This window comes from Streptomyces sp. NBC_00568, assembly GCF_026341855.1.
Lineage (GTDB): Bacteria > Actinomycetota > Actinomycetes > Streptomycetales > Streptomycetaceae > Streptomyces.
In genome coordinates this window covers 265,062-291,812 of record NZ_JAPENW010000001.1, presented here as the reverse complement: position 1 = coordinate 291,812, position 26,751 = coordinate 265,062, and the positions used below count along the sequence as shown (strand labels likewise).

Genomic DNA, 26,751 nt, shown 5'->3' with positions numbered 1-26,751 from the left:
ACATCCCCGCGGACACCCGTGACCTGCACCGTGCCACCCGCGCGGGCAGGTGACTCAGCGGTCGGAACGGGCCGCGGCCGCGCCGACCAGCTCCCGCGGCCGCTCGTCCCCGGCCCCGTCCTTCCGGACCGGCTCGACGGGTCCACGGCGGCTCTGCCGCCACAGCCACCCGATGTCACGGCCGAACGACCACACGAGCAGCCCGAGGGCCAGCAGGACGGCCCCCAGCGTCACCGCGTACGGCAGGACCCCGGCGCCCGCGACCAGCAGGATGACGCCCTGCATGGCCGCCACCGTCTTGCGCGCCATGCTCGGCGGCAGCGCGGCGTTCAGCCACGGCATCACCCGGGCCGCCGCGACGAACGCGTACCGCATCGTGCCGATCAGCAGCACCCACGGGCCGAGCGACATCCCGACGTACACGCTCAGCACGAGGATCAGGAACGCGTCCACCTCCATGTCGAAGCGCGCGCCCAGGGCGGAGGACGTGCCGGTCCGCCGGGCGACCTTGCCGTCGACGCCGTCGAGGATCAGGGCCACCGCCGTCAGACCGACCAGCAGACTCACCGGCGGCGAGCTCTGGAAGGAGTCCGCGACCAGGGCGGTGACGCCGCCCACCAGGATCGCGCGGCCGAGGGTGACACGGTTGGCGGGTCCGAAGGAGCTGGGCTGCGTGCGCCGCAGGGCACGGGTGAGCACCGCCCAGGTGGCGATCCCGAAGGCGAGACCGGTCAGCCAGCCCGCGGGTCCCAGCCCGATCGCCGTGCCCAGCAGGGCGAGCAGCAGGAGCTGCACACCGGCTCCCACCATGGTCTCCTGCTGGGGAAGCCTCGCGCCGTACGTGTTGTTCAGGGCCACCGCACATCCTCCGGCCGTATGACAGATTCGATCAACGCCGCGTACCGTGTGCGCGACTTGTCACTGGTCCGTACGTGAAGATCTGCTCCATCGTTCAGGGGGACGCTCATGGAACTCACAGCTCGCGCCTTCTGGCTCGCGTCGCCGGGCCACGGCGAGATCCGGGACGTCGCCCTGTCCGCGCCCGCCGAGGGCGAGGTGCTCGTACGCACGCTCTACTCAGGAGTGAGCAGGGGCACCGAGACCCTCGTCTTTCGCGGGGGAGTCCCGGAGAACCAGCACGCCGCGATGCGCGCGCCGTTCCAGGACGGGGATTTCCCCGCGCCCGTGAAATACGGCTATCTGAGCGTCGGCCAGGTGGAGGAAGGGCCCGGGCATCTGCTCGGGCGCACGGTCTTCTGCCTCTACCCGCACCAGACGCGGTACGTCGTCCCGGCCAGCGCCGTGACGGTCGTACCCGAGTCCGTGCCCGCCTCCCGCGCCATCCTCGCCGGCACCGTCGAGACCGCGGTCAACGCCCTGTGGGACGCCGCCCCGCTGATCGGCGACCGGATCGCCGTGGTCGGTGGCGGCATGGTCGGCTGCTCGGTCGCCGCGCTGCTCGCCCGCTTCCCGGGCGTACGGGTCCAGCTCGTCGACGCCGACCCGGCACGCGGCGCCGTCGCCCGGGCGCTCGGCATCGACTTCGCGCTCCCCGAGGACGCCGCCGGTGAACTCGACCTCGTCGTGCACGCCAGCGCCACCGAGGCCGGACTCACCCGCGCCCTCGACCTGCTCGCCCCGGAGGGAACCGTCATCGAGCTGAGCTGGTACGGCGACCGCCGCGTCAGCCTGCCGCTCGGGGAGGCCTTCCACTCCCGCCGCCTGACCCTGCGCAGCAGCCAGGTGGGTTCCGTTTCCCCATCGGGCCGGGCCGGACGGACCTACGCCGACCGTCTCGCGCTCGCCCTGGAACTCCTCGCCGAACCGGCCTTCGACGCCCTGATCACCGGCGAGTGCGCCTTCGGAGAACTACCCGACGTGATGGGGAAACTGGCCTCCGGATCGATACCCGCCCTGTGCCACCGCGTGGCCTACGAAGAGGTTTGAGCCGACGAGAACCGGCCTGACCTCAGGCAATCCGAAGAAAGGCCGACAAGCGGCTGAACAAGGTGAACCGGACAGCCGTACTACACGACGTGATCCCGGCAGAGGATCAGACGCACCGCACCTGGAGGGTCGTCCGTTGTTCAGCATCACCGTCCGCGATCACCTGATGATCGCCCACAGCTTCCGTGGCGAGGTCTTCGGACCCGCGCAGCGCCTGCACGGGGCGACGTTCCTGGTGGACGCCACCTTCCGCCGCACCGAGCTGGACGACGACAACATCGTCGTCGACATCGGACTGGCCACGCAGGAGCTCGGCGCCGTCGTCAGCGAGTTGAACTACCGCAATCTCGACAGCGAGCCGGACTTCAAGGACACCAACACCTCGACCGAGTTCCTGGCGAAGGTCGTCGCCGACCGGCTCGCCGACCGCGTGCACGCCGGAGCCCTCGGCGAAGGTGCCCACGGACTCACCGGCATCACCGTCACCCTGCACGAGTCGCACATCGCCTGGGCGAGTTACGAGCGTGCCCTGTGACCGACGTGAGCCTCGACCAGGCGTCCGCACGGTCCGGCCAGACCTCCGCGACCGTCGGCCCGGGCGCCCTCAACTACGTGCCCGTGCAGCACACGGCTCTCAAGAACGCCGAGATCATCCCCATGTCCCTGCGCTCCGTGCACTTCGTGATGCCGGGCGGCGTCGACGACGCGACCGCGCCGAGCGGCGGCAACGCCTACGACCGCCGGCTCTGCCTGGACCTGCCCGGCTTCGGCTGGCAGGTCCACCGGCACGCCGTCCCCGGCGAATGGCCCCGCCCCGGAATCTCCGCCCGTACGGAACTCGCCAGGACACTGGCCGACCTGCCCGACGGCACGGTCGTCCTCCTCGACGGGATCGTCGCCTGCGGCGTCCCCGAGATCGTCGTCCCCGAGGCCGACCGGCTGCGTCTCGTCGTGCTCGTGCACCTGCCGCTCGGCGACGAGACCGGACTCCAGCCCGCCGTGGCCGCCGACCTGGACGCCCGGGAACGTACGACACTGCGGGCCGTGTCGGCCGTCGTGGCCACCAGCGACTGGGCCGTCCGCCGGCTCGTCGCCCACCACGGCCTCGCCCCCGACCGTGTCCACGTCGCCGCGCCCGGTGCCGACATCGCACCGCTCGCCTCCGGCACCGACGGTGTCTCGCGGCTGCTGTGCGTCGCCGCCGTCACCCCGCGCAAGGGGCAGCACCGCCTCATCGAGGCCCTCGCGACCGTCACCGACCTGCCCTGGAGCTGCGTGTGCGTCGGCGGACTCGGCCAGGACCCGGCCTACGTCGCCCAACTGCGCGGCCTGATCGCCAAGTACGGCCTCGGTGACCGGCTGCACCTCGCCGGACCGCAGGCCGGTGCCGAACTCGACGCCAGCTACGCCGCCGCCGACCTCATGGTCCTCACCTCGTACGCGGAGACCTACGGCATGGCCGTCACCGAGGCCCTGGCACGCGGCATCCCGGTGCTCGCCACGGACGTCGGCGGTCTGCCCGAGGCCGTCGGACGCGCCCCCGACGGCGGAGTGCCCGGCATCCTCGTACCGCCGGAGGACCCGGCGGCGCTCGCCACCGAACTGCGCGGCTGGTTCGGCGAGGCCGACGTACGCCGGCGGCTGAAGGCCGCCGCCCGCGGACGGCGCGCCGCGCTCGACGGCTGGGCGACCACCGCGCGCAGCCTGGCCGGTGTGCTCGGCCGGCTGCCCCACGAACCCCGGAGGGCCGCGTGAGTACCGCGACGACTCCCGCGAGCGGGCCGGACTCCGGCCTTCCCGAGGAGAAGGTGAGGACGGGCGTGCCCGGTCAGCGAGTCGGGGATGCGGACACCGACGAGGTGCCGCGCTTCGCGCCCCAGTGGCTCCAGCTGCGCGAACCCGCCGACGCCGCCGCGCGGGCGGCCGATCTGCTCGACCCGCTGCGCATCCGGCTGGCCAACCGGCCGGTGCGCGGCGGCGACCTGGTCATCCACGACCTGGGCTGCGGCACCGGCTCCATGGGGCGCTGGCTGGCGCCCCGGCTCGACGGCGCCCAGCACTGGATCCTGCACGACCGGGACCCGTACCTGCTGCACTTCGCCACGGTCGGAGCGCCCAAGGCGGCGGCCGACGGCAGCCACGTCGGCGTCACCACCCAGCGCGGTGACATCGGCCGGCTGACCGCGGACGCCCTGGCCGGCGCCTCCCTGGTGACCGCGTCGGCGCTGCTCGACGTGCTCACCGGCGAGGAGATCGACCGGCTCGCGGCGGCCTGCGCCGGCGCCGGTGTGCCGGCCCTGCTGACGCTGTCCGTCGTCGGACGCGTCGAACTCACCCCGGCCGAGCCGATGGACGCCGAGATCGCCGAGGCGTTCGACGCCCACCAGCGGCGCGGCGAACTGCTCGGCCCGGAGGCCATCACGGCCGCCTGCGAGGCGTTCGGCCGCCACGGCGCGACGGTGCGGGTGCATCCGAGCCCCTGGCGGCTCGGCCCCGACGAGGCCGCCCTCACCGCGGAGTGGCTGCGCGGCTGGGTCGGCGCGGCGGTGGAACAGCGCCCCGACCTGGCGGCACGGGCGGAGACGTATCTGAACTCCCGCCTGGCGGCGTGCGCCGCGGGCGAGCTGCGCGTCGTCGTCCACCACAGCGATGTGCTGGCCCTGCCGCACCCGACCGGGGGTGCGGTGTGAGCGCGGGCCTGGAGACGGTGGGAGTGGCCTCCGCCCCGGCGGCCGCGCCCCCCGGCCTCGACGGCCCGCCCCTGAACACGAGCCTGCCCCGGACCCCCGCGGCGCCGGGTGCGACCGCGGGCCAGGCCCGGACTCTCGCCGAGCCCGGTGCGGATGTGCACGAGTCCGCCGCCGAGGGCACCCGGCCGGAGTCCGGCCCGGCCGCGGACGCCGGGAGCCCCGCGGCGGCCGGAACAGCGCGGGGCCTGCGGGCCCGGCTCGGTGACCGTCGCCTCCGTACGCACCTCGGCACCGTCGCGGGCGTCCTCATCCTCGGCGTGCTGCTCTGGCGGCTCGGCACGGGGGTGTTCCTGGACGGCCTCCGGCGGATCGACGCCACGACACTGTGGGCGGCGATCGGGATCGGACTGCTCACCACGGTGTTCAGTGCCTGGCGTTGGTGCCTGGTCGCGCGTGAGCTGCGCATCCGGCTCCCGCTGGGCGCGGCCGTCGCGGACTACTACCGTGCGCTGTTCCTGAACGCCGCGCTGCCCGGCGGAGTCCTCGGCGATGTGCACCGCGCCGTCCGGCACGGGCAGAGCGCCGGTGACATCGGCCGGGGCGTACGCGCGGTGGTGCTCGAACGCACCGCGGGACAGGCCGTGTTGGTGGCCGTCGGTGCGATCGTGCTGCTCACCCAGCCGTCACCGGTGCTCGCCGAGTCCCGCGAGGCCGCGCTGATTCTCGCGATCGTCTCGGTGTGCGGCGTGGTGACCGTGGGTGCCGTCCGCAAGGGCCGGGCCCCCGTGGGTGCCGTCCGGTACGGCGCCGTCCGCGGCGCGCTCGCCGAGGCGCGGGGCGCTCTGCTGGCCCGCGGCAGCTGGCCCGGCGTGACGCTCTCGTCGGTGCTGGTGCTCGCCGGTCACCTGACGATGTTCGTGCTCGCCGCCCGGGTCGCCGGATCCACCGCGTCCGTAGCCCAGTTGATGCCGCTGGCGCTGCTCGCGCTGCTCGCCATGGGGCTGCCGCTGAACATCGGCGGCTGGGGCCCCCGCGAGGGCGTCACCGCCTGGGCGTTCGGCGCCGCCGGGCTCGGCGCGGGCATGGGCCTCACCGTCGCGGTGATCTACGGAGTGCTCAGCTTCGCGGCGAGCCTGCCCGGCGCCGCGGTCCTGGTCGTCCGCTGGGGTGCCGCGCTCCGGCGCCCCCGCGAGGAGAGCGCGGGAGGGCCTGATCAGTGCAGCGTCTCGGACGTCAGCAGCGAGAAATACGCTCCGAAGGCCTCGGCCAGCCCGGCGAGGAGCTCCTTCCCCTTCTCGGCGCGGGCCATCGAGGGACGGCCGATGACCCCGGACTCGGTGTAGGCCGACATGCCGAGGGTGAGCAGATGCCGGCGGTCGTCGGCGACGAAATCGGAGGCCTCATAACCGTCTTTGACGCATTCCGGATGGGCATGCAGGAGAATGGACGTCTCGATTTCTCCCGCGTGCATATCAGTGAGCAACGACGTCTGCACACCGGCCCGTTCACACGCGCCTTCCCAGTCCTCCATGGCAGGGAAAAGCGCCATGCGCGTACCGGTGCCCGCGGATTCCTGGACTACATTGCCCAACACGTAATTACCGCCGTGCCCGTTGACCACCACCAGGGTGTCGACGCCGGAGCGGCGCAGCGAGGCGGCGATGTCCCGGACGACCGCGTACAGGGTGACGGAGGAGATGCTGACGGTACCCGGCCAGCCGGCGTGCTCGTGCGAGCAGGAGATCGTCACCGGAGGAAGCAGATGCACCGGATAGGCGTCCGCGATCTCCCGCGCGATGGCGCACGCCACGAGGGTGTCCGTGGTCAGGGGCAGGTAGGCGCCATGCTGTTCGAGACTGCCGACGGGAAGGACGGCGACCTGACGGGCGACACCGGCCCCCCGCTCGCGGACGTCCTCCGTGGTGTCCAGCGGCAGCACACCGGACACCGTCGCGCGCGTTCCCGAACTACTCATGTTTTTCACGGCCCTTTCGACTCTGCTTAGGAACCAGATCATGACAGATAACTTTGGCGTACTCGGCGGGAATGCCCACCTCACAGGTGTCGAACGAGTCGTGATTGCCCCACTGCCCACCGAGTACGGCGATTTCCATGCCGTCGGCTACCTCGACCACGACCGTGGCGAGGAACAAGTCGTCCTCGTCTACGGCGACTTGGACACTCTCCGGGAAGGGGACGTGCTCACCCGGCTGCATTCCGAATGCCTCACCGGCGACTCCTTCGGATCGCAGCACTGCGAGTGCGGCCCCCAGCTCGTCGACTCGCTGCGCGCCATCGTGGCCGAGGGCCGCGGCATCCTCGTCTACCTCCGGGGTCACGAGGGCCGGGGCATCGGACTGCTCGCCAAGCTGAAGGCGATGAAGCTCCAGGCGGAGGGTCTCGACACCGTCGAGGCGAACGTCGCCCTCGGGCTGCCGGTGGACGCCCGCGACTACCGGGTGGCGGCGGAGATGCTGCACGACCTCGGCGTACGGTCCGTACGGCTGCTGTCGAACAACCCGCGCAAGCGCGAGTCGCTGCTGCGCCACGGCATCAAGGTCGCCGAGCAGGTGCCGCTGCTGATACCGCCGTGCGAGGACAACCTCAGCTATCTGCTGACCAAGCGGGAGCGCCTCGACCACTACCTGCCCCACCTGGACAGCGAGGAGTGGACCAAGGCGATCTTTTGCGAATCGGCGAAGACGGTTATCACTGAGGAATGACCCAGGACGACCCCGGCCCGCTGTTCCTCTCGCGCGAGCAGGTGACACGGCTGCTGGACACCGACGCGGCGATCGCCTCGCAGCGCGCGGCCTTCACCGCGCTCGGTGACGGCACCGCGGAACTGCCCGGCAAGATCATGCACCCCAGCCGCTTCGACGACAGCGTCGTGTTCGCGTACCTGGCCCGCCTGTCCGCGGACACCGGGGCGGTCGCCAAGATCGGCAGCGTCAACCCCGGCAACGCGGCGGCCGGGCTGCCGTCCGTCCACGCGGTGATCAACGCGCTCGACCCGGTCACCGGGCGGCTCGTCGCCGTCATGGACGGCACCGCGGTGACGACCCTGCGCACCGCCGCGGCCAGCGCCGTCGCCTTCGACGTGCTGGCCGGCGCCGGCAGCGCGGAGCTCGGCCTGCTCGGTTCCGGCACCCAGGCCCTCGCCCACGCGCGGGCCGTCGCCCGGGTGCGCGAGCTGCGGTCCGTACGGCTGTGGAGCCCGCACCCCGGCCGGCGCGCCCTGGCGGCGCAGCGCCTCGCGGCCGAACTCGGGGTCGCCGTGAAGGCCGTCGACTCGGCCGAGGAGGCCGTCGCGGGGCTGCCCATGGTCGCCGCCTGCACCCTCAGCGCCACGCCGGTCGTCCGGGGCTCCTGGCTCGCCCCGGGCTGCACGGTCGTCAGCGTCGGATCGTTCGAACCCACCCGCAGCGAGGTCGACGCGGAGGTCCTCCGGCGGGCCGACGCGGTGGTCGTCGACGACCCGGGGACCGCGGCCGAGCACGCCGGGCCCGTGGTGGACGCGCTGCGGGAGCGGCGGCTCGCCCCGAAGGACCTGATCGCGCTCGGCGACGTGCTCACCGGCCGGCGTCCGGCCCGCACGCGCCCCGAGGACATCGTCTTCTACAACAGCGTCGGGCTCGGCATCCAGGACGCCGCCGCGGCGTGGGCCGTCATCCACGCGGCCCGGGCGGCGGGGCCCGGCGTATGACCCCGGCGCGCGTGGTCGTCGGCTGAGCCCGGCGCACGGACTCGGCGCCCACGGCCGTCGGCGGCGGCGTCTTGAGCACGGGCATGGCTCGTCGTCCTGGCAGGGCGGGCGGTGGCGCAGTCATCGCGCCCCGAGGTCAACCTCGTATGATCGCCGGGCACTTGGAGTCGTCCGAGCGGACCCGGCAGGTCCCCCTCCGGGTGGTGGGGGAGAACCATGAAGACGGTTCGTGCTGGCCAATCTGATCTCGGCGACCGGATCGGCGATGGCGCCGCTCGCGCTCGCCTACGCGGTGATCGGAGAAGGCGGCGGAGCAGGATCGCTCGGCCTGGTGCTGGCGGTGAACACCGTTCCCACCGTGGCCTTTCTACTGGTGGGCGGGGTGCTCGCGGACCGGATGTCCCGCAGCCGGATCCTGCTGGTGGGCAACCTCGTCGCGGCGGCGGCACAAGGGGCGCTCGCCGTCGTCGTGCTGAGCGGCGCGGCCTCCACCGCCTCCATCGCCGCGTGCGGCTTCCTGTCGGGAGTCGCCGTGGCCTTCACCGTGCCCGCCGGTCAGGGCGTCGTGAACCAACTGGTGGCGGCGGAGCACCTGCAGCGGGCCAACGCGCTGGTCAGGCTGCCGAGCAACGCGGTACGGGTGCTCGGGCCCGTGGTGGGCGGGCTGGTCGTCGCGCTCTGCGGACCGGGATGGGCGCTGTCCTGGGACGCCCTCACGTTCCTGATCGCGGCCCTGCTGCTGCACGGGCTGCGACTGGACGCCCCCGTCACCGCGCACAGCGCCCTGAGCGATCTGCGGGCCGGATGGGCCGGATTCCGCTCCCGCACCTGGCTGTGGACCTACACGGTGGCCGGGATGGTCGTGGTCGCCGCCTGGCTGGCCGGATTCCAGATGCTGGGACCGGTCCTCGCCGCGACGCTGTACTCCGGCGCGAGATCCTGGGGCCTGGTGCAGGGCGCGTTCGCGCTCGGCCTGCTGGCGGGCGCGCTGGTGTGCCTGTGGTGGAAGCCGTACCGGCTGCTCGCCGTCGCCGTCTGCACCGCCTCCCTGCTGTTTCTGCCGCTGACGGCGATGGGTCTCGGACTGCCGCTGCCCGCCGTCCTGTTCGCCGCCCTGATCGCGGGAGTCGGTCTGGACGTCGCGATCGTCGCGTGGACGACCGCCTTCCAACTGCATATACCCGACGCCGAGCTGGGACGCGCGGGCTCCTTCAACAGTGTCGGGGAGCGCCTCGCGATTCCGCTCGGCTACCTGCTCGCCGCCCTCGCGGCCGGCGCCTGGTCCGACCGTGAGGTGCTCCTGGTGTGCGCCGGCGTGATTGTCGCCGCCACGGTGCTCAACCTGTGCGTTCGGGACGTGTACCGGATCAACCGGACGACCCCGAAGCCGAGTTGAGCCGGGCGGAGATCAGGACCGCACCGCCTCGTGGACCAGCCGCTTGAGCTCGGGGAAGACCGAGTGGGAGGCCGTCGGGCGGAGCTGGCTCAGGAACTGCACGGTCAGGTCGCGCCGGGGGTCGACCCAGAAGGTCGTGGTGGCCACCCCGCTCCAGCCGAACGCGCCCTCGCTGGAAGGGGCCCGGGTGAGCGCCGGGTCCACCACGACGGAGACGCCGAGGCCGAATCCGAGGCCCGCGTTGCCGGGTTCCTGGTGGACGGGGCTGCCGAAGGAGCGGCGGTCCGCGTTGCCGGGCAGCTGGTTGGCCGCCATCATGTCGACGGTCCCGGGGCGCAGCAGACGGGTTCCGTCGAGTTCGCCGCGGCGCCGGAGCATCTCCATGAAGCGGTGGTAGTCGTGGGCGGTGGCGACCATCCCGCCGCTGCCGGACAGGAAGCGGGGCCGGCCGCGCAGCGGGAGCCCGGGGATCGGAGTGATCCCTCCCTCGTCGTCGTCGCCGTACAACTCGGCCAGTCTGCCCGCCTGTTCGTCCGTGACGTGGAAACCGGCGTCGGCCATTCCGAGCGGGCGGAAGATCCGCTCGTGGAGGAAGACGTCGAGGTCCTGGCCGGACACCACCTCGATGACCCGGCCGAGGACGTTGGTGGCGACCGAGTAGTTCCACTGGGTGCCGGGCTCGAACTGGAGCGGCAGCCCGGCGTAGACGTCGCAGGTCCCGGCGAGGTCCGCGCCGGGGGCCACCGACGACTCCAGACCGGCGTCCCGGTAGAGCCCGTCGACGGGGTGCGCGTGGTAGAAGCCGAAGGTCAGGCCCGCGGTGTGGGTGAGCAGGTGGCGGATGAGGATGGGCTGTTCGGCCGGACGCGTCGTCGTGTCGGGCCCCTTTCCGCCGACGTGGACGCGCGGTTCGGCGAAGGCCGGAAGGAAGTCGGCCACGCGGTCGTCGAGTCCGAGGCGGCCCTCTTCGAGGAGCATCAGCGCGGCGACCGAGGTGACCGGCTTGGTCATCGAGTAGATCCGCCACAGCGTGTCGCTCTCCACCGGGAGTCCGGCCTCGCGGTCGCGTCTGCCGTAGGTGGTGAGATGGGCGACCCGGCCGTGCCGGGAGACGGCGACCAGATATCCGGGCAGCCTGCCGTCGTCGACCAGCCGGGCGAAGTGCCGGTCGAGCCGGCCGAGCGCCTCGGCGTCGAGGCCGACCGATCCCGGCTCGACTTCCTGTCGCAGATGTCGCATGGCTCTCCTCCGGGCTGCGGCTCGTGTTCTTCATCGTCCCGTACGCGCTGGTGACCCGTCGTCCGGGCTCCCCCGGTCGGCGGTCACCGTCTTCTTGTGCCCCGGAAGCCGCAGGGCGAGCAGTGTCCCCGCCGCGGAGATCGCCGCGAGCGTGATCAGCGGGGGGCCGATGGCGGTGCCCGGGGTGACCGTCATCAGCGTGGCCGCCACCGCGATCCCCAGGGTGGGCCCGATGTTCATCGCCGTCTGCTGCAGCCCGCCCGCCACACCGGCCGACGCCGCGGAGGCCTGCCGTACGACGACCGCCGTCGCGGTCACCATGACGGTGGCGAAACCGGCGCCCAGCAGCAGGAACCCCAGTCCGATGGGCACGGCCGTCGACGCCTCGTCGAGCCGGGCCAGGAGCAGGACGCCGAGCGTGAGGACGAGCGTTCCGGCCACGGTGGTCCGCCGCGGGCCGAGCCTGCGCAGCAGGACGGCGGCGACGGGAGCGCCGAGCACCATCGTCACGCCGCCCGGCAGGGCCCGCAGGCTGGTCTGCAGCGGGTCCAGCCCAAGGGTTCCCTGAAGGTGGTAGCTGGCGACGAACAGGGTGCCGAGCATCGCGGCGGAGGCGGCCACCAGAATGCCGAGCGCCGCGCCGATGGTCGCCGAGCCGAGGACGTCGGACGGCACCAGAGGGCTCGCGGCGCGGCGCTCCCGGCGTACGAACGCGGCGCCGGAGGCGGCCACCACGGCGAGTCCGGCCACGGTCGAAGTCGTCCACCCGGCGTCGGGTACGGCGACCAGTGTGTGCACCAGGGCGACCAGGGCCACGGTGAGCAGACAGGCGCCCGGGACACCGAGGCCACCCGCCGCGGCCGGGCGGTCGGTCCCGCGCTCCGCGTCGGCCGGCGCCCGGACGGTGAGCGCGAGCGCGCCCATCACCAGCGCGGGCAGCACGTTCAGGAAGAAGACGGACCGCCAGCCGAAGTGGCTGACCAGAGCGCCGCCGAGCAGCGGGCCGGCGGCAGCGGCGAGACCGATGGCGCTCGTCCGCAGCGCGATGGGCATGCCGAGCCGGTCGGGTGGGTACGCGGCGCGCAGCATCCCGAGCGTGGCCGGTTGCAGCAGCGCGCCGAACACGCCCTGCACGACCCGCAGCGCGATGACCCAGCCGATCCCGGGCGCGAGGCCGATCCCCGCCGATGCCGCCCCGAAGCCCAGGATGCCGAGGGCGAAGACCCGTTGATGGCCGTAGCGGTCCCCGAGGCGTCCCGCGAACACCAACAGGCCCGCCACCGCGATGAGATACCCGGTGCTGGTCCATTGGACCCGCGCGAACGAGGCGTCCAGATCGCGTTGCAGCGTGGGCTGCGCGATGGTGAGGACCGTGCCGTCGAGGGCGACGATGACGGCACCGAGGACACTGCTCGCGAGGGTGACCCGGCGGTGCGCGGCCGCGGAGGCGTAATGGCGTTCGGCGACCGGAGCGTCGGGCAGGTTCACCGCTCCTCCGGCCCGAGGTGCGCGTCGAGCGCCGCGTGCAGCAGCGGCAGGAAGCCGTCGGCGCCCGTGGCGAGCTTCAGGCTGCCCCAGCCCCACAGTTGGGCGATGCCGTGCAGGTTCGCCCACAGGGCACCCGCGACGATCCGGGCCTCGGCGTCCGGGCGCAGCCGGCCGACGAGGTCCACCAGCGCCCCGAACATCGGCAGGCTGGTCTCGCGGAGCCCCAACCGATTGCTCTCCAGCAGGTCGTGACGGAACATCAGCTCGTACATGCCGCGCTGGGACAGCGCGAAGTCCAGGTAGACCTTCGCCAGGGCGGTGAGCCGGGCACGGGGATCGGCCCCGCTGTCGCCGCCGGCCTCCGCCGCCCGTGCCTGGAGGTCGGTGAAGCCGCGGTGCGCGATGGCGGACAGCAGCTCCAGATGGGTCGGGAAGTAGCGGCGCGGGGCGCCGTGCGAGACCCCCGCCCGACGGGCGATCTCCCGCAGTGTCAGGGCCTGCGCGCCCTCCCTCGTGACGAGATCGACGCCGACGTCGATCAGGCGCGTCCTCAGCCCGGTGGTCTCCCGATCATTCATAGACACTGTCTACCAGGAGGAAGTAGACAGTGTCTACCAGTGTGCCCCGGTGGGGATGGGTTCCTGGAGGGCGTCGGCGCGGAATGACGTGCCGGATCCCGAGCGTTGAACAAGACATGACTGAGGAAGCGACCCAGGACGCACTGCTCAAGCTGCTCTCCGAGTACAAGGGTGGAGTGCTCGTCACCCTCAAGAAGGACGGCCGGCCCCAGCTGTCGAACGTCAGCCACTTCTACTACCCCGACGAGGGGATCATCCGCGTCTCGCTCACCGACGACCGCGCCAAGACCCGCAATCTGCGCCGGGATCCGCGGGCCTCGTACCACGTGACCAGCGCGGACCGGTGGGCGTACACGGTCGTCGAGGGCACGGCCGAACTGACGCCCGTCGCCGAGGACCCGGCCGACGACACGGTCGAGGAGCTCATCCGGGTGTACCGGGACGTGCTCGGTGAACACCCGGACTGGGACGAGTACCGCGCAGCCATGGTCCGCGACGACCGGCTCGTCCTGCGGCTGCGCGTGGAGCGGGCGTACGGGATTCCCGGACGCTGAGGCGGAACCGCCTCCGGGCGCCGAGGCCGTGACCCGGCGGCGGCACGCGCCCTTCCCTGATCCCCGGGGCCCGCACGGCGTCGCGCCGAGTGCCGCGCGGAGCCGGGGCGGGCCCGGACCCCCGAGCGGCTCCGCGCGTCGGGGGTCCGGGTTGTCCGGAGGGGGTGGTGGGCCGTGAACGGCCGCGCCCCCGGGCGGGTCAGGCGCTCACGGCCTCACGCCGCACCGCTTCGCCCGCCGTGTCCTCACCGAGCCGCTCGGTCGGCACCGTGTGCGTCTCCCGGGCGGTGAGCGCGGCGAGGACCGGCGGCACGCACAGGGCCGCGGTGAACAGGGCCACCGAGGACCAGTCGTCGCCGCCCGGTCCGGCGATCTGCGCGGCGAAGGTGACGGCGAACCCGGCCACGGCGAAGCCGATCTGGGTGCCGATGGCCATGCCGGAGAGCCGGACGCGGGTGGAGAACATCTCGCCGTAGAAGGAGGGCCAGACGCCGTTCGCGGCGCTGTAGACGACGCCGAAGGCGAGGATGCCGAACAGCAGCACCAGGGAGTACGAGCCGGTGGAGATGGCCCACAGGTAGGCGGACATCAGGACCGCGCTGCCCGCGGCGCCGATCAGATAGACCGGGCGGCGGCCGATGCGGTCGGACAGCGTGGCCCAGAGGGGAATCGCGCCGAGGGCGACCAGGTTGGCCAGCGCGCCCACCCACAGCATCTGCGTGCGGGACAGACCGACCGCGTCACTGGTGCCGTAGGCGAGCGCCCACACCGTGAAGATCGTGCTGACCGAGGCGATGAGCGCGCCCGCGACGACCCGCAGCACGTCCGCCCAGTGCTCGCGGAAGAGCACGGCGAGCGGCAGCTTGACCACTCCCTCGGTGGCCGCCTGCTTGGTGAAGGCCGGAGTCTCCTGGAGCGTGCGGCGGATGACGTAGCCGACAACGGCGACGCCGACGCTCGCCCAGAAGGGCACCCGCCAGCCCCAGGAGAGCAACTGGTCCTCGGGCAGCGCGGCGACCGGCAGGAAGACCAGGGTCGCGAGGAGCTGGCCGCCCTGGGTGCCGCTGAGGGTGAAGCTGGTGAAGAAGCCCCGCCGGTCCGGCGGCGCGTGTTCCAGCGTCATCGAACTGGCGCTGGCCTGTTCGCCGGCCGCGGAGATGCCCTGCAGGATGCGGCAGAGGACCAGCAGGACCGGGGCGAGGCCGCCGACCTGCGCGCGCGTCGGCAGACAGCCGATCAGGAACGTCGACAGACCCATCAGGATCAGCGTGAAGACCATGATCTTCTTGCGGCCCACCCGGTCGCCGAAATGGCCGAGGAAGAGCGCGCCTATCGGGCGGGCCGCGTAGGCGACACCGAAGGTGGCGAGTGACAGGAGCGTCGCGTCGGCCGGGTCGGAGTCGTCGAAGAAGACCTTCGGGAAGATCAGGGCCGCGGCGCTGCCGTAGATGAAGAAGTCGTAGTACTCCAGGGCGCTGCCGATCCAGGCGGCCATGGCGGCCTTCCTGGGCTGGCCTGGAGGCGCGTCGAGCGGGACGGCGGTGTCGGACACGGCGTGCTCCTTCGGGGAACTCCGGGGACGGGAGTGCGGCGAAGCCAGGGGACGGATGCCGGGATCTGAGGCGTACGGATCGGCCGTGCCCGGAGTGAGTCCAGGTGGCGACTGTAGTCCCCGCGGCTAATTAACCCACTGGATAGTTAGTAGCGGATGGCTACGGATGTTGCGCTCACGTTTCCCGGGTGTCAAGAGGTCGCGCCGAAGGATCTTCCCGTGCTCAGTCCGCCGCGCGGTCCGCGGTCAGGTAGGCGATGACCATGTCGCCGAGCATCGCGCGGTAGTGCTCCCGCTGGTCGGACGCGACCAGATCGCGGCCGAACAGGGCGCCGAACGTATGCCGGTTGGAGACCCGGAAGAAACAGAAGGCGCTGATCATCGCGTGCAGGTCCACGGCGTCGACGTCCGCCGTGAACAGGCCCGACTTCCGGCCGGTCGCCAGGATCCGGCCGATCACGTCGAGGGCGGGCGAGCCGATCCTGCCCAGTTCCTCGGAGGCCGCGATGTGTTCGGCCTCGTGGATGTTCTCGATGCTCACCAGGCGGATGAAGTCCGGATGCGCCTCATGGTGGTCGAAGGTCAGCTCGGCCAGCCGGCGGATGGCCGCGACCGGGTCCAGATGCTCGACGTCCAGCTCCTGTTCGGCCTGCCGGATCACCGAGTAGGCGCGCTCCAGGACCGCCGTGAAAAGCTGCTCCTTGCCGCCGAAGTAGTAGTAGATCATCCGCTTCGTGGTGCTGGTGCGCGCGGCGATCTCGTCGACCCGGGCGCCCGCGAAACCGGCGCGGGAGAACTCCTGGGTCGCCACGTCGAGAATCTCGGCCCTGGTGCGGGCGGCGTCGCGGATGCGCCCGCCGGGTCGTGCCGGTTCTTCGACGCTGGTCATCGGGTTCCTTCGGGCGAGACGGTCGGTTCCGCGATTCTAGAAGCTGGGCGCGCCGGGGCGAGGTCGCCCGGGCTCCCTCCCTTCCCTTCGGGCCGACGGCTTGATATGACTAACGAACCAGTTAGTACATTAATCAGCCGTCAGTCGGTCACCGGCCGCTCACCGGCCTGCCGCCGACCCCACGCCTCCGGAGGCCCGCCGTGTCCCAGACCTCGTATCTCGTCGGCCTGATCGGCTCCGGAATCGGGCCCTCCCTCAGCCCGGCACTGCACGAGCGCGAGGCCGACCGGCAGGGACTGCGCTGCCTGTACCGGCTGATCGACATCGACATCCTGGGTGTTCCACCGGAGGCCGTGGGCGATCTCGTACGCGCCGCACGCGACGTCGGCTTCGACGGACTGAACATCACCCACCCCTGCAAGCAGCTGGTCATCGCGCACCTCGACGAACTCGCCCCGCAGGCCGCGGCCCTCGGCGCGGTCAACACCGTCGTCTTCGAGGACGGCCGAGCGATCGGGCACAACACGGACGTCACCGGCTTCGCGGCCTCCTTCGCGCGCGGACTGCCCGATGTCTCCCTGGAACGGGTCGTCCAGCTCGGCGCGGGCGGCGCGGGGGCGGCCGTCGCCCATGCGGTGCTCACGCTCGGCGCGGGACACATCACCCTCGTCGACGCGATGCCCGACCGGGCCGCCTCCCTCGCCACCGCCCTGAACCGCCACTTCGGCGACGGCCGGGCAGCCGCCGCGACGCCGGACACCCTCGCGTCCCTGCTCGCCCGCGCCGACGGCATCGTGCACGCCACCCCCACCGGCATGGCCGCGCACCCCGGACTCCCGTTCCCGGCCGAACTGCTGCGTCCCGCGCTGTGGGTGGCCGAAGTGGTCTACCGGCCGCTGGAGACCGAGCTGCTGCGCACCGCCCGCGCGGCCGGCTGCGCCACGCTCGACGGGGGCGGCATGGCCGTCTTCCAGGCCGCGGACGCCTTCCGGCTCTTCACCGGGCGGGAGCCCGACCCGGCGCGCATGCTCGCCGACATCGCCGAGCTGGCCGGCGCCGCGGGTGCCCGGAGCTGAGACCCGAGTGCGGAGGAAGACGTGCGAACGAGGGCGCCGCGGCGACCGGACGGGCGCCGACCCGGGGACGCCGCTCGCGCGCTTCCCCGCGCCTCTGCCGGGTCCCGTCCCCCTCGCCCGGTCATGAAGTGAAGCGACACCGAAGGAGCATCGCCATGCGTACGTCCATCGCCACCGTGTCCCTCAGCGGTTCCCTGACCGAGAAGCTCACCGCCGCGGCCCGGGCGGGGTTCGACGGTGTGGAGATCTTCGAGAACGACCTGCTCGCGAGCCCCCTCACCCCCGAGGAGATCCGGGCCCGCACCGCCGACCTCGGCCTGAGCATCGACCTCTACCAGCCGATGCGCGACATCGAGGCCGTCGCCGAGGAGGAGTTCGCCCGCGGTCTGCGGCGGGCGCGCCACAAGTTCGAGCTCATGCGCCGCCTCGGCGCCGACACCGTGCTGGTGTGCTCCAGCGTCTCGCCGCTCGCCGTGGACGACGACGCGCTCGCGGCGGAACAACTGAGCCGACTGGCCGTCCTGGCCGAGGACTTCGGCGTCCGGGTCGCGTACGAGGCACTGGCCTGGGGCCGCCACGTGAGTACGTACGACCACGCCTGGAGCATCGTCGAGTCCGCCGGTCACCCCGCCCTCGGCACCTGCCTGGACAGCTTCCACATCCTCGCGCGCGGCTCGGACCCCAAGGGGATCGAGGACATCCCCGGGGACAAGATCTTCTTCCTGCAGCTGGCCGACGCCCCGCTGATGGCGATGGACGTGCTCCAGTGGAGCCGTCACTACCGCTGCTTCCCCGGCCAGGGCGGTTTCGACCTCTCCGGACTGCTCGCGCACGTCCTGCGCGCCGGCTACCGCGGTCCCCTCTCCCTCGAAGTCTTCAACGACGTCTTCCGGCAGGCGGAGGCCGGGCCCACCGCCGTCGACGCGCGCCGCTCCCTCCTCGTCCTCCAGGAGACGACCCGGCCCCTCCTGCGGGAGACGGCCGGGCTCGCGGCACCGCCCGCCCCCGTCGTGCCGACCGGTGTCGCGTTCGCCGAACTCGTCACGCCCGACGTCGTCCCCGTCGCCGAGGTCCTCGGCGCCCTCGGCTTCACCCGTACGGCCCGGCACCGCAGCAAGCCCGTGGACCTCTGGCAGCAGGGCGAGGCCCGTGTCCTGGTCAACACCGGACCGGCCGCCCGGCGCGACGGCACCGCGCTGGCCGCCATCGGTCTGGAATCGCCCGACCCGGCCGCCGCCGCCCGGCGCGCCGAATCCCTCCTCGCCCCCGTCCTGCCGCGCCGTCGCGCTCTCGAGGACGCGCCCCTCGACGCGGTCGCCGCACCCGACGGCACCGAGCTCTTCTTCTGCGCCTCGCCCGGGAGCCCGGTCCGGTCCGGACCGGGAGACTCCCGTGGAGATTCCCGCGGGGGATCCGAACTCCGCGGCTGGACCGGTGACTTCGAGCAGGTCGAACAGCCCGGACGGGAGGCGCACACCGAACCGGGGCCGGGCGCCGGCTCCGTGACCCGGATCGATCATCTGGCGCTCACCCAGCCCTGGCACCAGTTCGACGAGGCCGCTCTCTTCCACCACAGCGTGCTGGGGCTGAGCGGCCAGGAGAGCGTCGACGTCGCCGACCCGTACGGACTCCATCGCAGCCGTGCCGTCACCAACGCCGACGGAAGTGTCCGTATCGCCCTCGGTGTCGGCCCCGCGCCCACGGACGACGGCGCCCGCGCCCAGCACATCGCCCTCGCCACCGGCGACGTGACCGACGCGGCCCGGCGCTTCCGCGCGGCGGGCGGCCGTCTGCTGGCGATACCCGCCAACTACTACGACGACCTGGCCGCCCGGTACGAGCTCGGCGACGAGGAGCTGGCGACGTACCGCGAACTCGGCATCCTCTACGACCGTGACCAGCAGGGGGAGTTCCGGCACTGCTACACCGAGACCGTCGGCCGCGTCTTCTTCGAACTCGTCCAGCGCGACGGCGGTTACCTGGGGTACGGAGCGCAGAACGCCCCGGTGCGCCTCGCGGCGCAGCGCGCGGCGGGACGACCGGGGGGCTGACGCACCGGCTGTTCGGAGCGGGTCGCCGGTGTCGCGGGCGATGCGGCGGGGTGTCCGGACGCGCCGGACCCCGGCCACCAGGGCGACGCGCCCGCCCCATCAGGGGTGTCGACGAGTCGCGGACGTGGTGCGGCCGGGGCCGGGTCAGCCGGTGGACACGGTGTCCTAGAGGTCGAACTCGTGCGGCGGCAGGTCGAGCGTGAAGCACGCCTCCCGCACGACGGCCTGCTCGGTCTTGTCGAAGTCGCCGTCGGCGCCGCCGATGACGATGCCGATCTGGATGACGGCGCGCGCCTCGGCGGGCTTCTTCTTCGCCTTGGCGATCTCCTGGAGGACGCTGACCTTGCCGAAGGCGAAGTCGGCGGTCAGCTTGTTCAGGTTGTCGTCGAAGCGGCGCTGGAGGTCGATGGCGTCGAAGTTCTGCAGCACCTCGTTCGTGGCGATGAGCTGGGCCACGCGCTGCCGCTCGGACGGGTCGATCGAGCCGTCCGCCGCGGCGACGAGCGCGCACATCGCCATGCTCGCGTCGCGGAAGGCACCGCTCTTCAGATCGTTCTTCTTCGCCACGAGCTGGGTCTGCATCGTCGACGCGGATTCCTTGACGCGGTCCCACAGGGCCATGAGAACTCCATACGTAGTCAAGGGCCCGGTCCGCCCGAGCGGGCGGACCGGATACCTCTTCGGTTTCTACAGCAACGTAGAAACTAGCGGGCCACGACGGAAGTTCCCGGCTCGTTCCACGTGGCGATCACCGGATCGCCGTGCTCGGTGGAGAGCCGACTGACGGTCCCGGTCGCGAGCTGGAACAGCCGCCCCGACTCGGGCGGCAGCCCCAGCCGGCGGGCCGTCAGGACACGCAGTAAGTGCGCGTGCGCCACCAGCACCACATCGCCGGGGTGGTTGCAGAGCGCGGCGTCCACCCGGGAGAGCACCCGGTCGGCGCGCACCCCCACTTCCCGCGGTGATTCGCCGGGGTGGCCGTCCGGGCCGGGCGGCACCCCGTCGTTCCAGAGCACCCAGTCGGGCCGGGCCCGGTGGATGGCGCGGGTGGTGATCCCCTCGTAGCCGCCGTAGTCCCACTCGTGCAGATCGGGATCGATCCGCCCGCCGGACAGGCCCGCCAGGTCGGCGGTCCGTACCGCGCGGTCGAGGGGACTGGTGAGGACCTGGGCGAAGGTGTGCCCCGCGAAGAACCGGGCCAGGGACTTGGCCTGTTCCTCGCCGTGCGAGGTGAGCGGAAGGTCGGTCCAGCTGGTGTGCTGTCCCGTCAGGGTCCACTCGGTCTCTCCGTGGCGGACCAGGATGAGGTCGCCCATGGTCCGCCTACTTCGCCGACTCGACGGCGTGGCCGCCGAACTGGTTGCGCAGCGCCGCGATCATCTTCATCTGCGGCGAGTCGTCCTGACGGGACGCGAAGCGCGCGAAGAGGGACGCCGTGATGGCGGGCAGCGGAACGGCGTTGTCGATGGCCGCCTCGACGGTCCAGCGGCCCTCGCCGGAGTCCTCCGCGTAGCCGCGCAGCTTGTCCAGGTGCTCGTCGCCGTCCAGGGCGTTGACCGCGAGGTCGAGCAGCCAGGAGCGGATCACGGTGCCCTCCTGCCAGGAGCGGAACACCTCACGTACGTCGGTGACCGAGTCGACCTTCTCCAGGAGCTCCCAGCCCTCGGCGTAGGCCTGCATCATGGCGTACTCGATGCCGTTGTGGACCATCTTGGAGAAGTGGCCCGCGCCCACCTTGCCGGCGTGCACGAAGCCGAAGTCGCCCTCCGGCTTGAGCGCGTCGAAGACCGGCCGTACCTTCGCGATGTTCTCGGCGTCGCCGCCGACCATCAGCGCGTAGCCGTTCTCCAGGCCCCACACACCGCCCGACACGCCCGCGTCGACGAAGCCGATGCCCTTGGCCGCCAGCTCCTCGGCGTGCTTCTCGTCTTCGGTCCAGCGGGAGTTGCCGCCGTCAACGACCGTGTCGCCGGCCTCCAGCAGGTCGCCGAGTTCGTCGATGACGGTCTGGGTGGGGGCGCCGGCCGGCACCATCACCCAGACCACGCGCGGGCCTTCGAGGCTGCCCACGAGTTCGGCGAGGCTGTGCACGTCGGCGAGGTCCGGGTTGCGGTCGTAGCCGATGACGGTGTGTCCCGCGCGGCGTATCCGCTCGCGCATGTTGCCGCCCATCTTGCCGAGGCCGATGAGTCCGAGCTGCATGGTCAGTTCACTTCTTTCGGAGAGTGCGATAAGCGGCCACGAGAGCGGCCGTGGAGGGATCGAGACCGGGCACGTCGGCGCCGTCGGTGAGGGCGGGTTCGACGCGCTTGGCGAGCACCTTGCCGAGCTCGACGCCCCACTGGTCGAAGGAGTCGATGTTCCAGATCGCGCCCTGGACGAACACCTTGTGCTCGTAGAGAGCGATCAGCTGACCGAGGACCGAGGGGGTCAGCTCGGCCGCGAGGATCGTGGTCGTGGGGTGGTTGCCCCGGAACGTCTTGTGCGGCACCAGCTCCTCGGGCACACCCTCGGCACGCACCTCGTCCGGCGTCTTGCCGAAGGCCAGCGCCTGGGTCTGCGCGAAGAAGTTCGCCATCAACAGGTCGTGCTGGGACTGGAGTTCGTCGCTCAGCTCGCCTACCGGGTTGACGAAGCCGATGAAGTCGGCGGGGATCAGCTTGGTGCCCTGGTGGATCAACTGGTAGTACGCGTGCTGGCCGTTGGTGCCGGGCGTGCCCCACACCACCGGACCGGTCTGCCACTCCACCGGGTTGCCGTCACGGTCCACGGACTTGCCGTTGGACTCCATGTCCAGCTGCTGGAGATAGGCGGTGAACTTCGACAGGTAGTGCGAGTACGGCAGCACGGCGTGCGACTGCGCGTCGTGGAAGTTGCCGTACCAGACGCCCAGCAGACCCAGCAGCAGCGGCACGTTGGCCTCGGCGGGAGCCGTGCGGAAGTGCTCGTCGACCAGGTGGAAACCGTCGAGCATCTCCCGGAACCGGTCCGGACCGATCGCGATCATCAGCGACAGACCGATCGCCGAGTCGTAGGAGTAGCGGCCGCCGACCCAGTCCCAGAACTCGAACATGTTGGCCGTGTCGATCCCGAAGTCCGAGACCTTCTCGGCATTCGTCGACAGCGCCACGAAATGCCGCGCCACCGCCTTCTCCTCGCCGAGTCCTTCCAGCAGCCAGGAGCGCGCGGAGGTGGCGTTGGTGATCGTCTCGATCGTGGTGAACGTCTTCGAGGCGATGATGAACAGCGTCTCCGCCGGGTCCAGGTCCCGCACCGCCTCGTGCAGGTCGGCGCCGTCCACGTTCGACACGAACCGCAGGGTCAGACCGCGGTCGGTGAACGAACGCAGCACCTCGTAGGCCATCGCCGGACCCAGGTCCGAGCCGCCGATGCCGATGTTCACCACGTTCTTGATGCGCTTGCCGGTGTGCCCGGTCCACTCACCCGAACGGACCCGCCCGGCGAAACCCGCCATCTTGTCCAGGACCGCGTGCACGGCCGGCACGACGTTCTCCCCGTCGACCTCCACCACCGCGTCCCGCGGCGCCCGCAGCGCCGTGTGCAGCACCGCGCGGTCCTCGGTCACGTTGATCCTCTCGCCCCGGAACATTGCGTCCCGCAGCCCGAACACATCGGTGGCGGTGGCCAGTTCCTGGAGCAGGGCGAGGGTCTCGTCGGTGATCAGATGCTTGGAGTAGTCGATCCGCAGGTCACCGACCTGTACGACATAGCGCTCGGCGCGCGCGGGGTCGGCGGCGAACAGCTCGCGCAGCCGTGGGTGGAGCAGCGCGGTCGCGCGGTGGTCCTCCAGGGCCACCCACTCCGGACGCCGTGTGGGCTTGGGGGAGTCAGACATGACGGGGGGTCTCCTTGGTGGCCTCGCCCCGCAGGGCGACGGCGTACATCTCGTCCGCGTCGAGGCGGCGCAGTTCCTCGGCGATCAGTTCGGAGGTGGAGCGCACCTTCAGCGCGAGGGTGCGGGACGGCTGTCCGGGCAGGGACAGCGTGGCCAGCGGCCCTTCGGGGCGGTCGATCACGATCTCACCGTTCGCGGTGCCGAGCCGGACGGCGGTCACCACGGGGCCCGCGGTGACGACCCGCTCGGTCCTGACCTGGAGGCGGGCCTCCAGCCAGCGGGCCAGCAGTTCGGCGCTCGGGTTCTGCGCCTCGCTCTCGACGGCCGCGGAGATCACCTTCGCCCGGGCCTGGTCGAGGGCCGCCGCCAGCATCGAGCGCCACGGTGTCAGCCGGGTCCACGCCAGGTCGGTGTCACCCGGCGCGTACGAGGCGGCGCGGGCGTCGAGCGCCTGGAGCGGGGTCTCGACGGCGTACATGTCGGTGATCCGGCGCTGCGCGAGGGCGCCCAGCGGGTCCTTGACCGGGTTGTCGGGCGCGTCCACCGGCCACCAGACGACGACCGGGGCGTCCGGCAGCAGCAGCGGCAGGACCACCGAGTCGGCGTGGTCGGAGACCTCGCCGTAGGTCCGCAGGACGACCGTCTCGCCGGTGCCGGCGTCGGAACCGACGCGCACCTCCGCGTCCAGACGGGAGTTGGTGCGGTCGCGCGGGGTGCGGGCGACGCGCCTGATGACGACCAGCGTGCGCGAGGGGTGCTCCCGGGAGGCCTCCTCGGCCGCCTTGATGGAGTCGTACGCGTTCTCCTCGTCGGTGACGATGACCATCGTCAGGACCATGCCCACGGCGGGGGTGCCGATGGCCCGGCGCCCCCGTACGAGCGCCTTGTTGATCTTGCTTGCCGTGGTGTCGGTCAGGTCGATCTTCATGGCCTGCGCCAGCTCCGTCCGTCTCGTGCGAGCATCTCGTCGGCTTCCTTCGGGCCCCAGCTGCCCGAGGGGTACTGCGCGGGCGTGCCGTGCTTCTCCCAGTACCCCTCGATCGGGTCGAGGATCTTCCAGGACTCTTCCACCTCCTGGTGACGGGGGAAGAGATTGGCGTCGCCGAGCAGGACATCCAGGATCAGCCGTTCGTACGCCTCGGGGCTGGACTCGGTGAACGACTCGCCGTACGCGAAGTCCATCGTGACGTCCCGGATCTCCATCGACGTACCCGGCACCTTCGATCCGAAGCGCACCGTCATGCCCTCGTCGGGCTGCACGCGGATGACGATCGCGTTCGCGCCGAGCTCCTCGGTGGCGGTGGAGTCGAAGGGGGAGTGCGGGGCGCGCTGGAAGACCACCGCGATCTCCGTCACCCGCCGGCCCAGGCGCTTGCCGGTCCTGAGATAGAAGGGGACGCCCGCCCAACGGCGGTTGTCCACCTGGAGCTTGACGGCCGCGTAGGTGTCGGTCGTCGACCCGGGGTCGATGCCGTCCTCCTGGAGGTAGCCGCGCACCCTCTCGCCGCCCTGCCAGCTCGCCGCGTACTGGCCGCGCACGGTGTGCTCGCCCAGGTTCTCCGGCAGCTTCACCGCCTTCAGGACCTTGAGCTTCTCGGCGAGCAGCGACTCGGCGTCGAAGGCGGCCGGCTCCTCCATGGCGGTCAGCGCCATGAGCTGGAGGAGGTGATTCTGGATCACGTCCCGGGCGGAGCCGATGCCGTCGTAGTAGCCGGCCCGGCCGCCGATCCCGATGTCCTCGGCCATCGTGATCTGGACGTGGTCGACGTACGACCGGTTCCAGACGGGCTCGTACATCTGGTTGGCGAAGCGGAGCGCCAGGATGTTCTGGACGGTCTCCTTGCCCAGGTAGTGGTCGATACGGAACACCTGGTCCGGGTCGAACACGTCGTGGACGATCCGGTTCAGTTCGCGCGCGCTCGCCAGGTCGTGGCCGAACGGCTTCTCGATGACCGCGCGCCGCCAGGAACCCTCCGGAGCGTCCGCCAGTCCGTGCTTCTTGAGCTGCTGGACCACCTTCGGGAAGAACTTCGGCGGTACGGAGAGATAGAAGGCGTAGTTGCCGCTGGTGCCCCGGGAGGAGTCCAACTCCTCTACCGCCGACCGCAGTTGCTTGAACGCCGCGTCGTCGTCGAAGTCACCGGGGATGAACCGCATGCCCTCGGCGAGCTGCTGCCAGACCTCCTCGCGGAACTCCGTCCGCGCGTGCTCGCGCACCGAGTCGTGCACCACCTGCGCGAAGTCCTGGTCCTCCCACTCGCGACGGGCGAACCCGAGGAGCGAGAAGCCCGGCGGCAGCAGACCCCGGTTGGCGAGGTCGTACACGGCCGGCATCAGCTTCTTGCGGGACAGGTCACCGGTGACACCGAAGATGACGAGACCGGAGGGGCCCGCGATCCGGGGGAGCCGGCGGTCGCGCGGGTCGCGCAGCGGGTTGTCCCAGTCGGGCGACGGGACGCCGAGCGCCTCGGGGCTCAGCCCGCCCGGTTCCACGGCCGTGTCACCAGATCCCTGCGGCGCGGCGGGCGCACCCTGCGGGGTGCCGTCGGAAAGCGCCTCACCCTTGGTCATGCCCCCTCAACTCCCTTGCCGCGGAGCGAAGTCGCCACCGCGTCGAGAAGATCCTCCCAGGCGGCCTCGAACTTCGAGACGCCCTCGTCCTCCAGCTGCCCGACGACCTCGTCGTAGGAGATCCCGAGCGCCTCGACCGCGGCCAGATCGGCACGGGCCTGGGGGTAGCCGCCGGTCACCGCGTCGCCGTGGATGTCGCCGTGGTCGGCGGTGGCGTTCAGTGTCCCCTCGGGCATGGTGTTGACCGTGCCCGGCGCGACCAGCTCGTCGACGTACAGGGTGTCCTTGTACGCGGGGTCCTTGACGCCCGTGGAGGCCCACAGCGGACGCTGCTTGTGCGCGCCGGACGGGGCGAGCGCCGTCCAGCGGGCACCGGCGAACACCTCCTCGTACGCCTCGTAGGCGAGCCGCGCGTTGGCGAGCGCCGCCCTGCCCTTGAGCGCGAGGGCTTCGTCCGTGCCGACCTTCGCGAGGCGCTTGTCGATCTCGCTGTCGACCCGGGAGACGAAGAAGGAGGCGACGGAGTGGATGCCGGCGAGGTCGATGCCCGCGGCGTGCGCCCGCTCCAGGCCCGCCAGGTAGGCGTCCATGACCGCGCGGTAGCGCTCCAGGGAGAAGATCAGCGTGACGTTGACACTGATGCCGAGGCCGATGACCTCGGTGATCGCCGGGAGGCCCGCCTTCGTCGCGGGGATCTTGATCATCACGTTCGGGCGGTCGACCAGCCAGGCCAGCTGCTTGGCCTCGGCGATCGTGGCGGCCGTGTTGTGCGCCAGCCGGGGGTCGACCTCGATGGACACCCGGCCGTCCCGGCCGCCGGTCGTCTCGAACACCGGGCGCAGGACGTCGGCGGCGGCGCGTACGTCCGCGGTCGTCATCATGCGGACGGCCTCGTCGACCGTCACCCCGCGCACGGCGAGGTCGGCCAGCTGCTCCTCGTACCCCTCGCCGGAGCCGATGGCGGCCTGGAAGATGGACGGGTTGGTGGTGACGCCCACCACGTGGCGGTTCTCGATGAGTTCGGCCAGGTTGCCGGACTCGATCCGCTTGCGGGACAGGTCGTCCAGCCAGATGGAGACGCCTTCGTCGGAGAGGCGCTTCAGGGTTACCGCGGTCGCGGTTGCTTCGGTCACAGTGATCATCTTCCTTCGTGCGGTC

The 26,751-nt window shown here is 71.8% G+C and carries 24 protein-coding genes and 1 pseudogene; 11 read left to right on the top strand and 14 right to left on the bottom strand.

Annotated features, from left to right (window positions below; genetic code table 11):
- Positions 1 to 54 precede the first annotated feature (54 nt).
- Entirely contained in the window at positions 55 to 858 is an 804-nt protein-coding gene (locus tag OOK38_RS01300; RefSeq protein ID WP_266763933.1) for a CDP-alcohol phosphatidyltransferase family protein, read from the bottom strand.
- Between the two features lie 108 nt (positions 859 to 966).
- Here OOK38_RS01300 and OOK38_RS01295 point away from each other — a divergent pair, with 108 nt between their 5' ends.
- The 5 genes and pseudogenes from OOK38_RS01295 to OOK38_RS01275 all read left to right on the top strand — a co-directional run.
- Positions 967 to 1,947 (top strand): zinc-binding alcohol dehydrogenase, encoded by a 981-nt coding sequence (locus tag OOK38_RS01295; RefSeq protein ID WP_266763934.1) that lies wholly within the window; start codon positions 967 to 969, stop codon positions 1,945 to 1,947.
- Positions 1,948 to 2,083: 136 nt separating this feature from the next.
- Positions 2,084 to 2,482: a 6-carboxytetrahydropterin synthase gene (locus tag OOK38_RS01290; protein WP_266763935.1), complete on the top strand. Its 399-nt coding sequence runs from the start codon at positions 2,084 to 2,086 to the stop codon at positions 2,480 to 2,482.
- On the top strand, positions 2,479 to 3,702 hold the full coding sequence (locus tag OOK38_RS01285; RefSeq protein WP_266763936.1) for a glycosyltransferase family 4 protein: 1,224 nt from the start codon (positions 2,479 to 2,481) through the stop codon (positions 3,700 to 3,702). Before OOK38_RS01290 ends, OOK38_RS01285 begins: the two co-directional genes overlap by 4 nt.
- Before the next feature lie 53 nt (positions 3,703 to 3,755).
- Positions 3,756 to 4,637 (top strand): class I SAM-dependent methyltransferase, encoded by an 882-nt coding sequence (locus OOK38_RS01280; protein ID WP_266765937.1) that lies wholly within the window; start codon positions 3,756 to 3,758, stop codon positions 4,635 to 4,637.
- Positions 4,556 to 5,713: pseudogene (locus tag OOK38_RS01275) on the top strand (lysylphosphatidylglycerol synthase transmembrane domain-containing protein); the annotation flags it as partial. The gene OOK38_RS01280 and the pseudogene OOK38_RS01275, both read left to right, overlap by 82 nt.
- A gap of 137 nt (positions 5,714 to 5,850) precedes the next feature.
- Here the strand turns inward: OOK38_RS01275 and OOK38_RS01270 are convergent.
- Positions 5,851 to 6,612 (bottom strand): creatininase family protein, encoded by a 762-nt coding sequence (locus tag OOK38_RS01270; RefSeq protein WP_323178776.1) that lies wholly within the window; start codon positions 6,610 to 6,612, stop codon positions 5,851 to 5,853.
- 40 nt (positions 6,613 to 6,652) lie between these two features.
- Between OOK38_RS01270 and ribA the strand changes: the two genes are divergently transcribed.
- From ribA to OOK38_RS01255, 3 genes are all read left to right on the top strand, one after another.
- Positions 6,653 to 7,360: a GTP cyclohydrolase II gene (gene ribA / locus OOK38_RS01265; protein ID WP_266763938.1), complete on the top strand. Its 708-nt coding sequence runs from the start codon at positions 6,653 to 6,655 to the stop codon at positions 7,358 to 7,360.
- A complete protein-coding gene (locus tag OOK38_RS01260) occupies positions 7,357 to 8,343 on the top strand; it encodes an ornithine cyclodeaminase family protein (RefSeq protein ID WP_266763939.1) in 987 nt (328 codons plus the stop codon). Before ribA ends, OOK38_RS01260 begins: the two co-directional genes overlap by 4 nt.
- Before the next feature lie 229 nt (positions 8,344 to 8,572).
- Positions 8,573 to 9,739: an MFS transporter gene (locus tag OOK38_RS01255; protein WP_266763940.1), complete on the top strand. Its 1,167-nt coding sequence runs from the start codon at positions 8,573 to 8,575 to the stop codon at positions 9,737 to 9,739.
- A 12-nt stretch (positions 9,740 to 9,751) separates the two neighbouring features.
- On the opposite strand, the gene OOK38_RS01250 is transcribed toward OOK38_RS01255, so the two are convergent.
- Genes OOK38_RS01250 through OOK38_RS01240 form a run of 3 tightly spaced genes read right to left on the bottom strand, consistent with a single transcriptional unit; the run spans position 9,752 to position 13,044 of the window.
- Positions 9,752 to 10,978 carry a serine hydrolase gene (locus OOK38_RS01250; protein WP_266763941.1) on the bottom strand — a complete coding sequence of 409 codons (1,227 nt, stop codon included), beginning with the start codon at positions 10,976 to 10,978 and terminating at the stop codon, positions 9,752 to 9,754.
- A 30-nt stretch (positions 10,979 to 11,008) separates the two neighbouring features.
- Positions 11,009 to 12,460 (bottom strand): MFS transporter, encoded by a 1,452-nt coding sequence (locus OOK38_RS01245; protein WP_266765938.1) that lies wholly within the window; start codon positions 12,458 to 12,460, stop codon positions 11,009 to 11,011.
- 2 nt (positions 12,461 to 12,462) lie between these two features.
- Positions 12,463 to 13,044 carry a TetR/AcrR family transcriptional regulator gene (locus OOK38_RS01240; RefSeq protein WP_266763942.1) on the bottom strand — a complete coding sequence of 194 codons (582 nt, stop codon included), beginning with the start codon at positions 13,042 to 13,044 and terminating at the stop codon, positions 12,463 to 12,465.
- A gap of 116 nt (positions 13,045 to 13,160) precedes the next feature.
- On the opposite strand from OOK38_RS01240, the gene OOK38_RS01235 reads away from it, so the two are divergent.
- The gene (locus OOK38_RS01235; protein ID WP_266763943.1) at positions 13,161 to 13,598 is read left to right on the top strand and encodes a PPOX class F420-dependent oxidoreductase; all 438 of its coding nucleotides are present in this window, start codon (positions 13,161 to 13,163) and stop codon (positions 13,596 to 13,598) included.
- A 199-nt stretch (positions 13,599 to 13,797) separates the two neighbouring features.
- Here OOK38_RS01235 and OOK38_RS01230 read toward each other — a convergent pair whose 3' ends face one another.
- Both OOK38_RS01230 and OOK38_RS01225 read right to left on the bottom strand, forming a co-directional pair.
- Positions 13,798 to 15,093, bottom strand: coding sequence for an MFS transporter (locus OOK38_RS01230; RefSeq protein ID WP_266765939.1), 1,296 nt, complete (start codon positions 15,091 to 15,093; stop codon positions 13,798 to 13,800).
- A gap of 280 nt (positions 15,094 to 15,373) precedes the next feature.
- A complete protein-coding gene (locus OOK38_RS01225; RefSeq protein WP_266763944.1) occupies positions 15,374 to 16,039 on the bottom strand; it encodes a TetR family transcriptional regulator in 666 nt (221 codons plus the stop codon).
- A gap of 200 nt (positions 16,040 to 16,239) precedes the next feature.
- On the opposite strand from OOK38_RS01225, the gene OOK38_RS01220 reads away from it, so the two are divergent.
- Positions 16,240 to 17,115 carry a shikimate dehydrogenase gene (locus OOK38_RS01220; RefSeq protein WP_266763945.1) on the top strand — a complete coding sequence of 292 codons (876 nt, stop codon included), beginning with the start codon at positions 16,240 to 16,242 and terminating at the stop codon, positions 17,113 to 17,115.
- Positions 17,116 to 17,270: 155 nt separating this feature from the next.
- A complete protein-coding gene (locus OOK38_RS01215) occupies positions 17,271 to 19,166 on the top strand; it encodes a bifunctional sugar phosphate isomerase/epimerase/4-hydroxyphenylpyruvate dioxygenase family protein (protein ID WP_266763946.1) in 1,896 nt (631 codons plus the stop codon).
- 165 nt (positions 19,167 to 19,331) lie between these two features.
- On the opposite strand, the gene OOK38_RS01210 is transcribed toward OOK38_RS01215, so the two are convergent.
- From OOK38_RS01210 to tal, 7 genes are all read right to left on the bottom strand, one after another.
- Positions 19,332 to 19,787, bottom strand: coding sequence for a tellurite resistance TerB family protein (locus tag OOK38_RS01210; protein ID WP_266763947.1), 456 nt, complete (start codon positions 19,785 to 19,787; stop codon positions 19,332 to 19,334).
- A gap of 83 nt (positions 19,788 to 19,870) precedes the next feature.
- A complete protein-coding gene (locus OOK38_RS01205) occupies positions 19,871 to 20,482 on the bottom strand; it encodes a histidine phosphatase family protein (protein ID WP_266763948.1) in 612 nt (203 codons plus the stop codon).
- Positions 20,483 to 20,489: 7 nt separating this feature from the next.
- Positions 20,490 to 21,368 carry a phosphogluconate dehydrogenase (NAD(+)-dependent, decarboxylating) gene (gnd, locus tag OOK38_RS01200; RefSeq protein ID WP_266763949.1) on the bottom strand — a complete coding sequence of 293 codons (879 nt, stop codon included), beginning with the start codon at positions 21,366 to 21,368 and terminating at the stop codon, positions 20,490 to 20,492.
- A gap of 7 nt (positions 21,369 to 21,375) precedes the next feature.
- The gene (gene pgi, locus OOK38_RS01195; protein ID WP_266763950.1) at positions 21,376 to 23,022 is read right to left on the bottom strand and encodes a glucose-6-phosphate isomerase; all 1,647 of its coding nucleotides are present in this window, start codon (positions 23,020 to 23,022) and stop codon (positions 21,376 to 21,378) included.
- Positions 23,015 to 23,950 carry a glucose-6-phosphate dehydrogenase assembly protein OpcA gene (gene opcA, locus OOK38_RS01190; protein ID WP_266763951.1) on the bottom strand — a complete coding sequence of 312 codons (936 nt, stop codon included), beginning with the start codon at positions 23,948 to 23,950 and terminating at the stop codon, positions 23,015 to 23,017. Before opcA ends, pgi begins: the two co-directional genes overlap by 8 nt.
- Positions 23,947 to 25,593 (bottom strand): glucose-6-phosphate dehydrogenase, encoded by a 1,647-nt coding sequence (gene zwf / locus OOK38_RS01185; protein ID WP_266763952.1) that lies wholly within the window; start codon positions 25,591 to 25,593, stop codon positions 23,947 to 23,949. Before zwf ends, opcA begins: the two co-directional genes overlap by 4 nt.
- Positions 25,590 to 26,735 (bottom strand): transaldolase, encoded by a 1,146-nt coding sequence (gene tal, locus OOK38_RS01180; protein ID WP_266763953.1) that lies wholly within the window; start codon positions 26,733 to 26,735, stop codon positions 25,590 to 25,592. The genes zwf and tal overlap by 4 nt, the downstream gene beginning before the upstream one ends.
- Between the last annotated feature and the right edge of the window lie 16 nt (positions 26,736 to 26,751).

What these genes read in the sequence shown, in the direction of transcription:
- OOK38_RS01240 (WP_266763942.1), bottom strand. Translation starts at nt 13,044, where the DNA reads ATGAATGATCGGGAGACCACCGGGCTGAGGACGCGCCTGATCGACGTC.
- OOK38_RS01250 (WP_266763941.1), bottom strand. Translation starts at nt 10,978, where the DNA reads ATGCGACATCTGCGACAGGAAGTCGAGCCGGGATCGGTCGGCCTCGAC.
- OOK38_RS01210 (WP_266763947.1), bottom strand. Translation starts at nt 19,787, where the DNA reads ATGGCCCTGTGGGACCGCGTCAAGGAATCCGCGTCGACGATGCAGACC.
- gnd (WP_266763949.1), bottom strand. Translation starts at nt 21,368, where the DNA reads ATGCAGCTCGGACTCATCGGCCTCGGCAAGATGGGCGGCAACATGCGC.
- pgi (WP_266763950.1), bottom strand. Translation starts at nt 23,022, where the DNA reads ATGTCTGACTCCCCCAAGCCCACACGGCGTCCGGAGTGGGTGGCCCTG.
- OOK38_RS01205 (WP_266763948.1), bottom strand. Translation starts at nt 20,482, where the DNA reads ATGGGCGACCTCATCCTGGTCCGCCACGGAGAGACCGAGTGGACCCTG.
- OOK38_RS01260 (WP_266763939.1), top strand. Translation starts at nt 7,357, where the DNA reads ATGACCCAGGACGACCCCGGCCCGCTGTTCCTCTCGCGCGAGCAGGTG.
- OOK38_RS01270 (WP_323178776.1), bottom strand. Translation starts at nt 6,612, where the DNA reads ATGAGTAGTTCGGGAACGCGCGCGACGGTGTCCGGTGTGCTGCCGCTG.
- OOK38_RS01295 (WP_266763934.1), top strand. Translation starts at nt 967, where the DNA reads ATGGAACTCACAGCTCGCGCCTTCTGGCTCGCGTCGCCGGGCCACGGC.
- OOK38_RS01235 (WP_266763943.1), top strand. Translation starts at nt 13,161, where the DNA reads ATGACTGAGGAAGCGACCCAGGACGCACTGCTCAAGCTGCTCTCCGAG.
- OOK38_RS01230 (WP_266765939.1), bottom strand. Translation starts at nt 15,093, where the DNA reads ATGGCCGCCTGGATCGGCAGCGCCCTGGAGTACTACGACTTCTTCATC.
- OOK38_RS01225 (WP_266763944.1), bottom strand. Translation starts at nt 16,039, where the DNA reads ATGACCAGCGTCGAAGAACCGGCACGACCCGGCGGGCGCATCCGCGAC.
- opcA (WP_266763951.1), bottom strand. Translation starts at nt 23,950, where the DNA reads ATGAAGATCGACCTGACCGACACCACGGCAAGCAAGATCAACAAGGCG.
- zwf (WP_266763952.1), bottom strand. Translation starts at nt 25,593, where the DNA reads ATGACCAAGGGTGAGGCGCTTTCCGACGGCACCCCGCAGGGTGCGCCC.
- ribA (WP_266763938.1), top strand. Translation starts at nt 6,653, where the DNA reads ATGACAGATAACTTTGGCGTACTCGGCGGGAATGCCCACCTCACAGGT.
- OOK38_RS01215 (WP_266763946.1), top strand. Translation starts at nt 17,271, where the DNA reads ATGCGTACGTCCATCGCCACCGTGTCCCTCAGCGGTTCCCTGACCGAG.
- tal (WP_266763953.1), bottom strand. Translation starts at nt 26,735, where the DNA reads ATGATCACTGTGACCGAAGCAACCGCGACCGCGGTAACCCTGAAGCGC.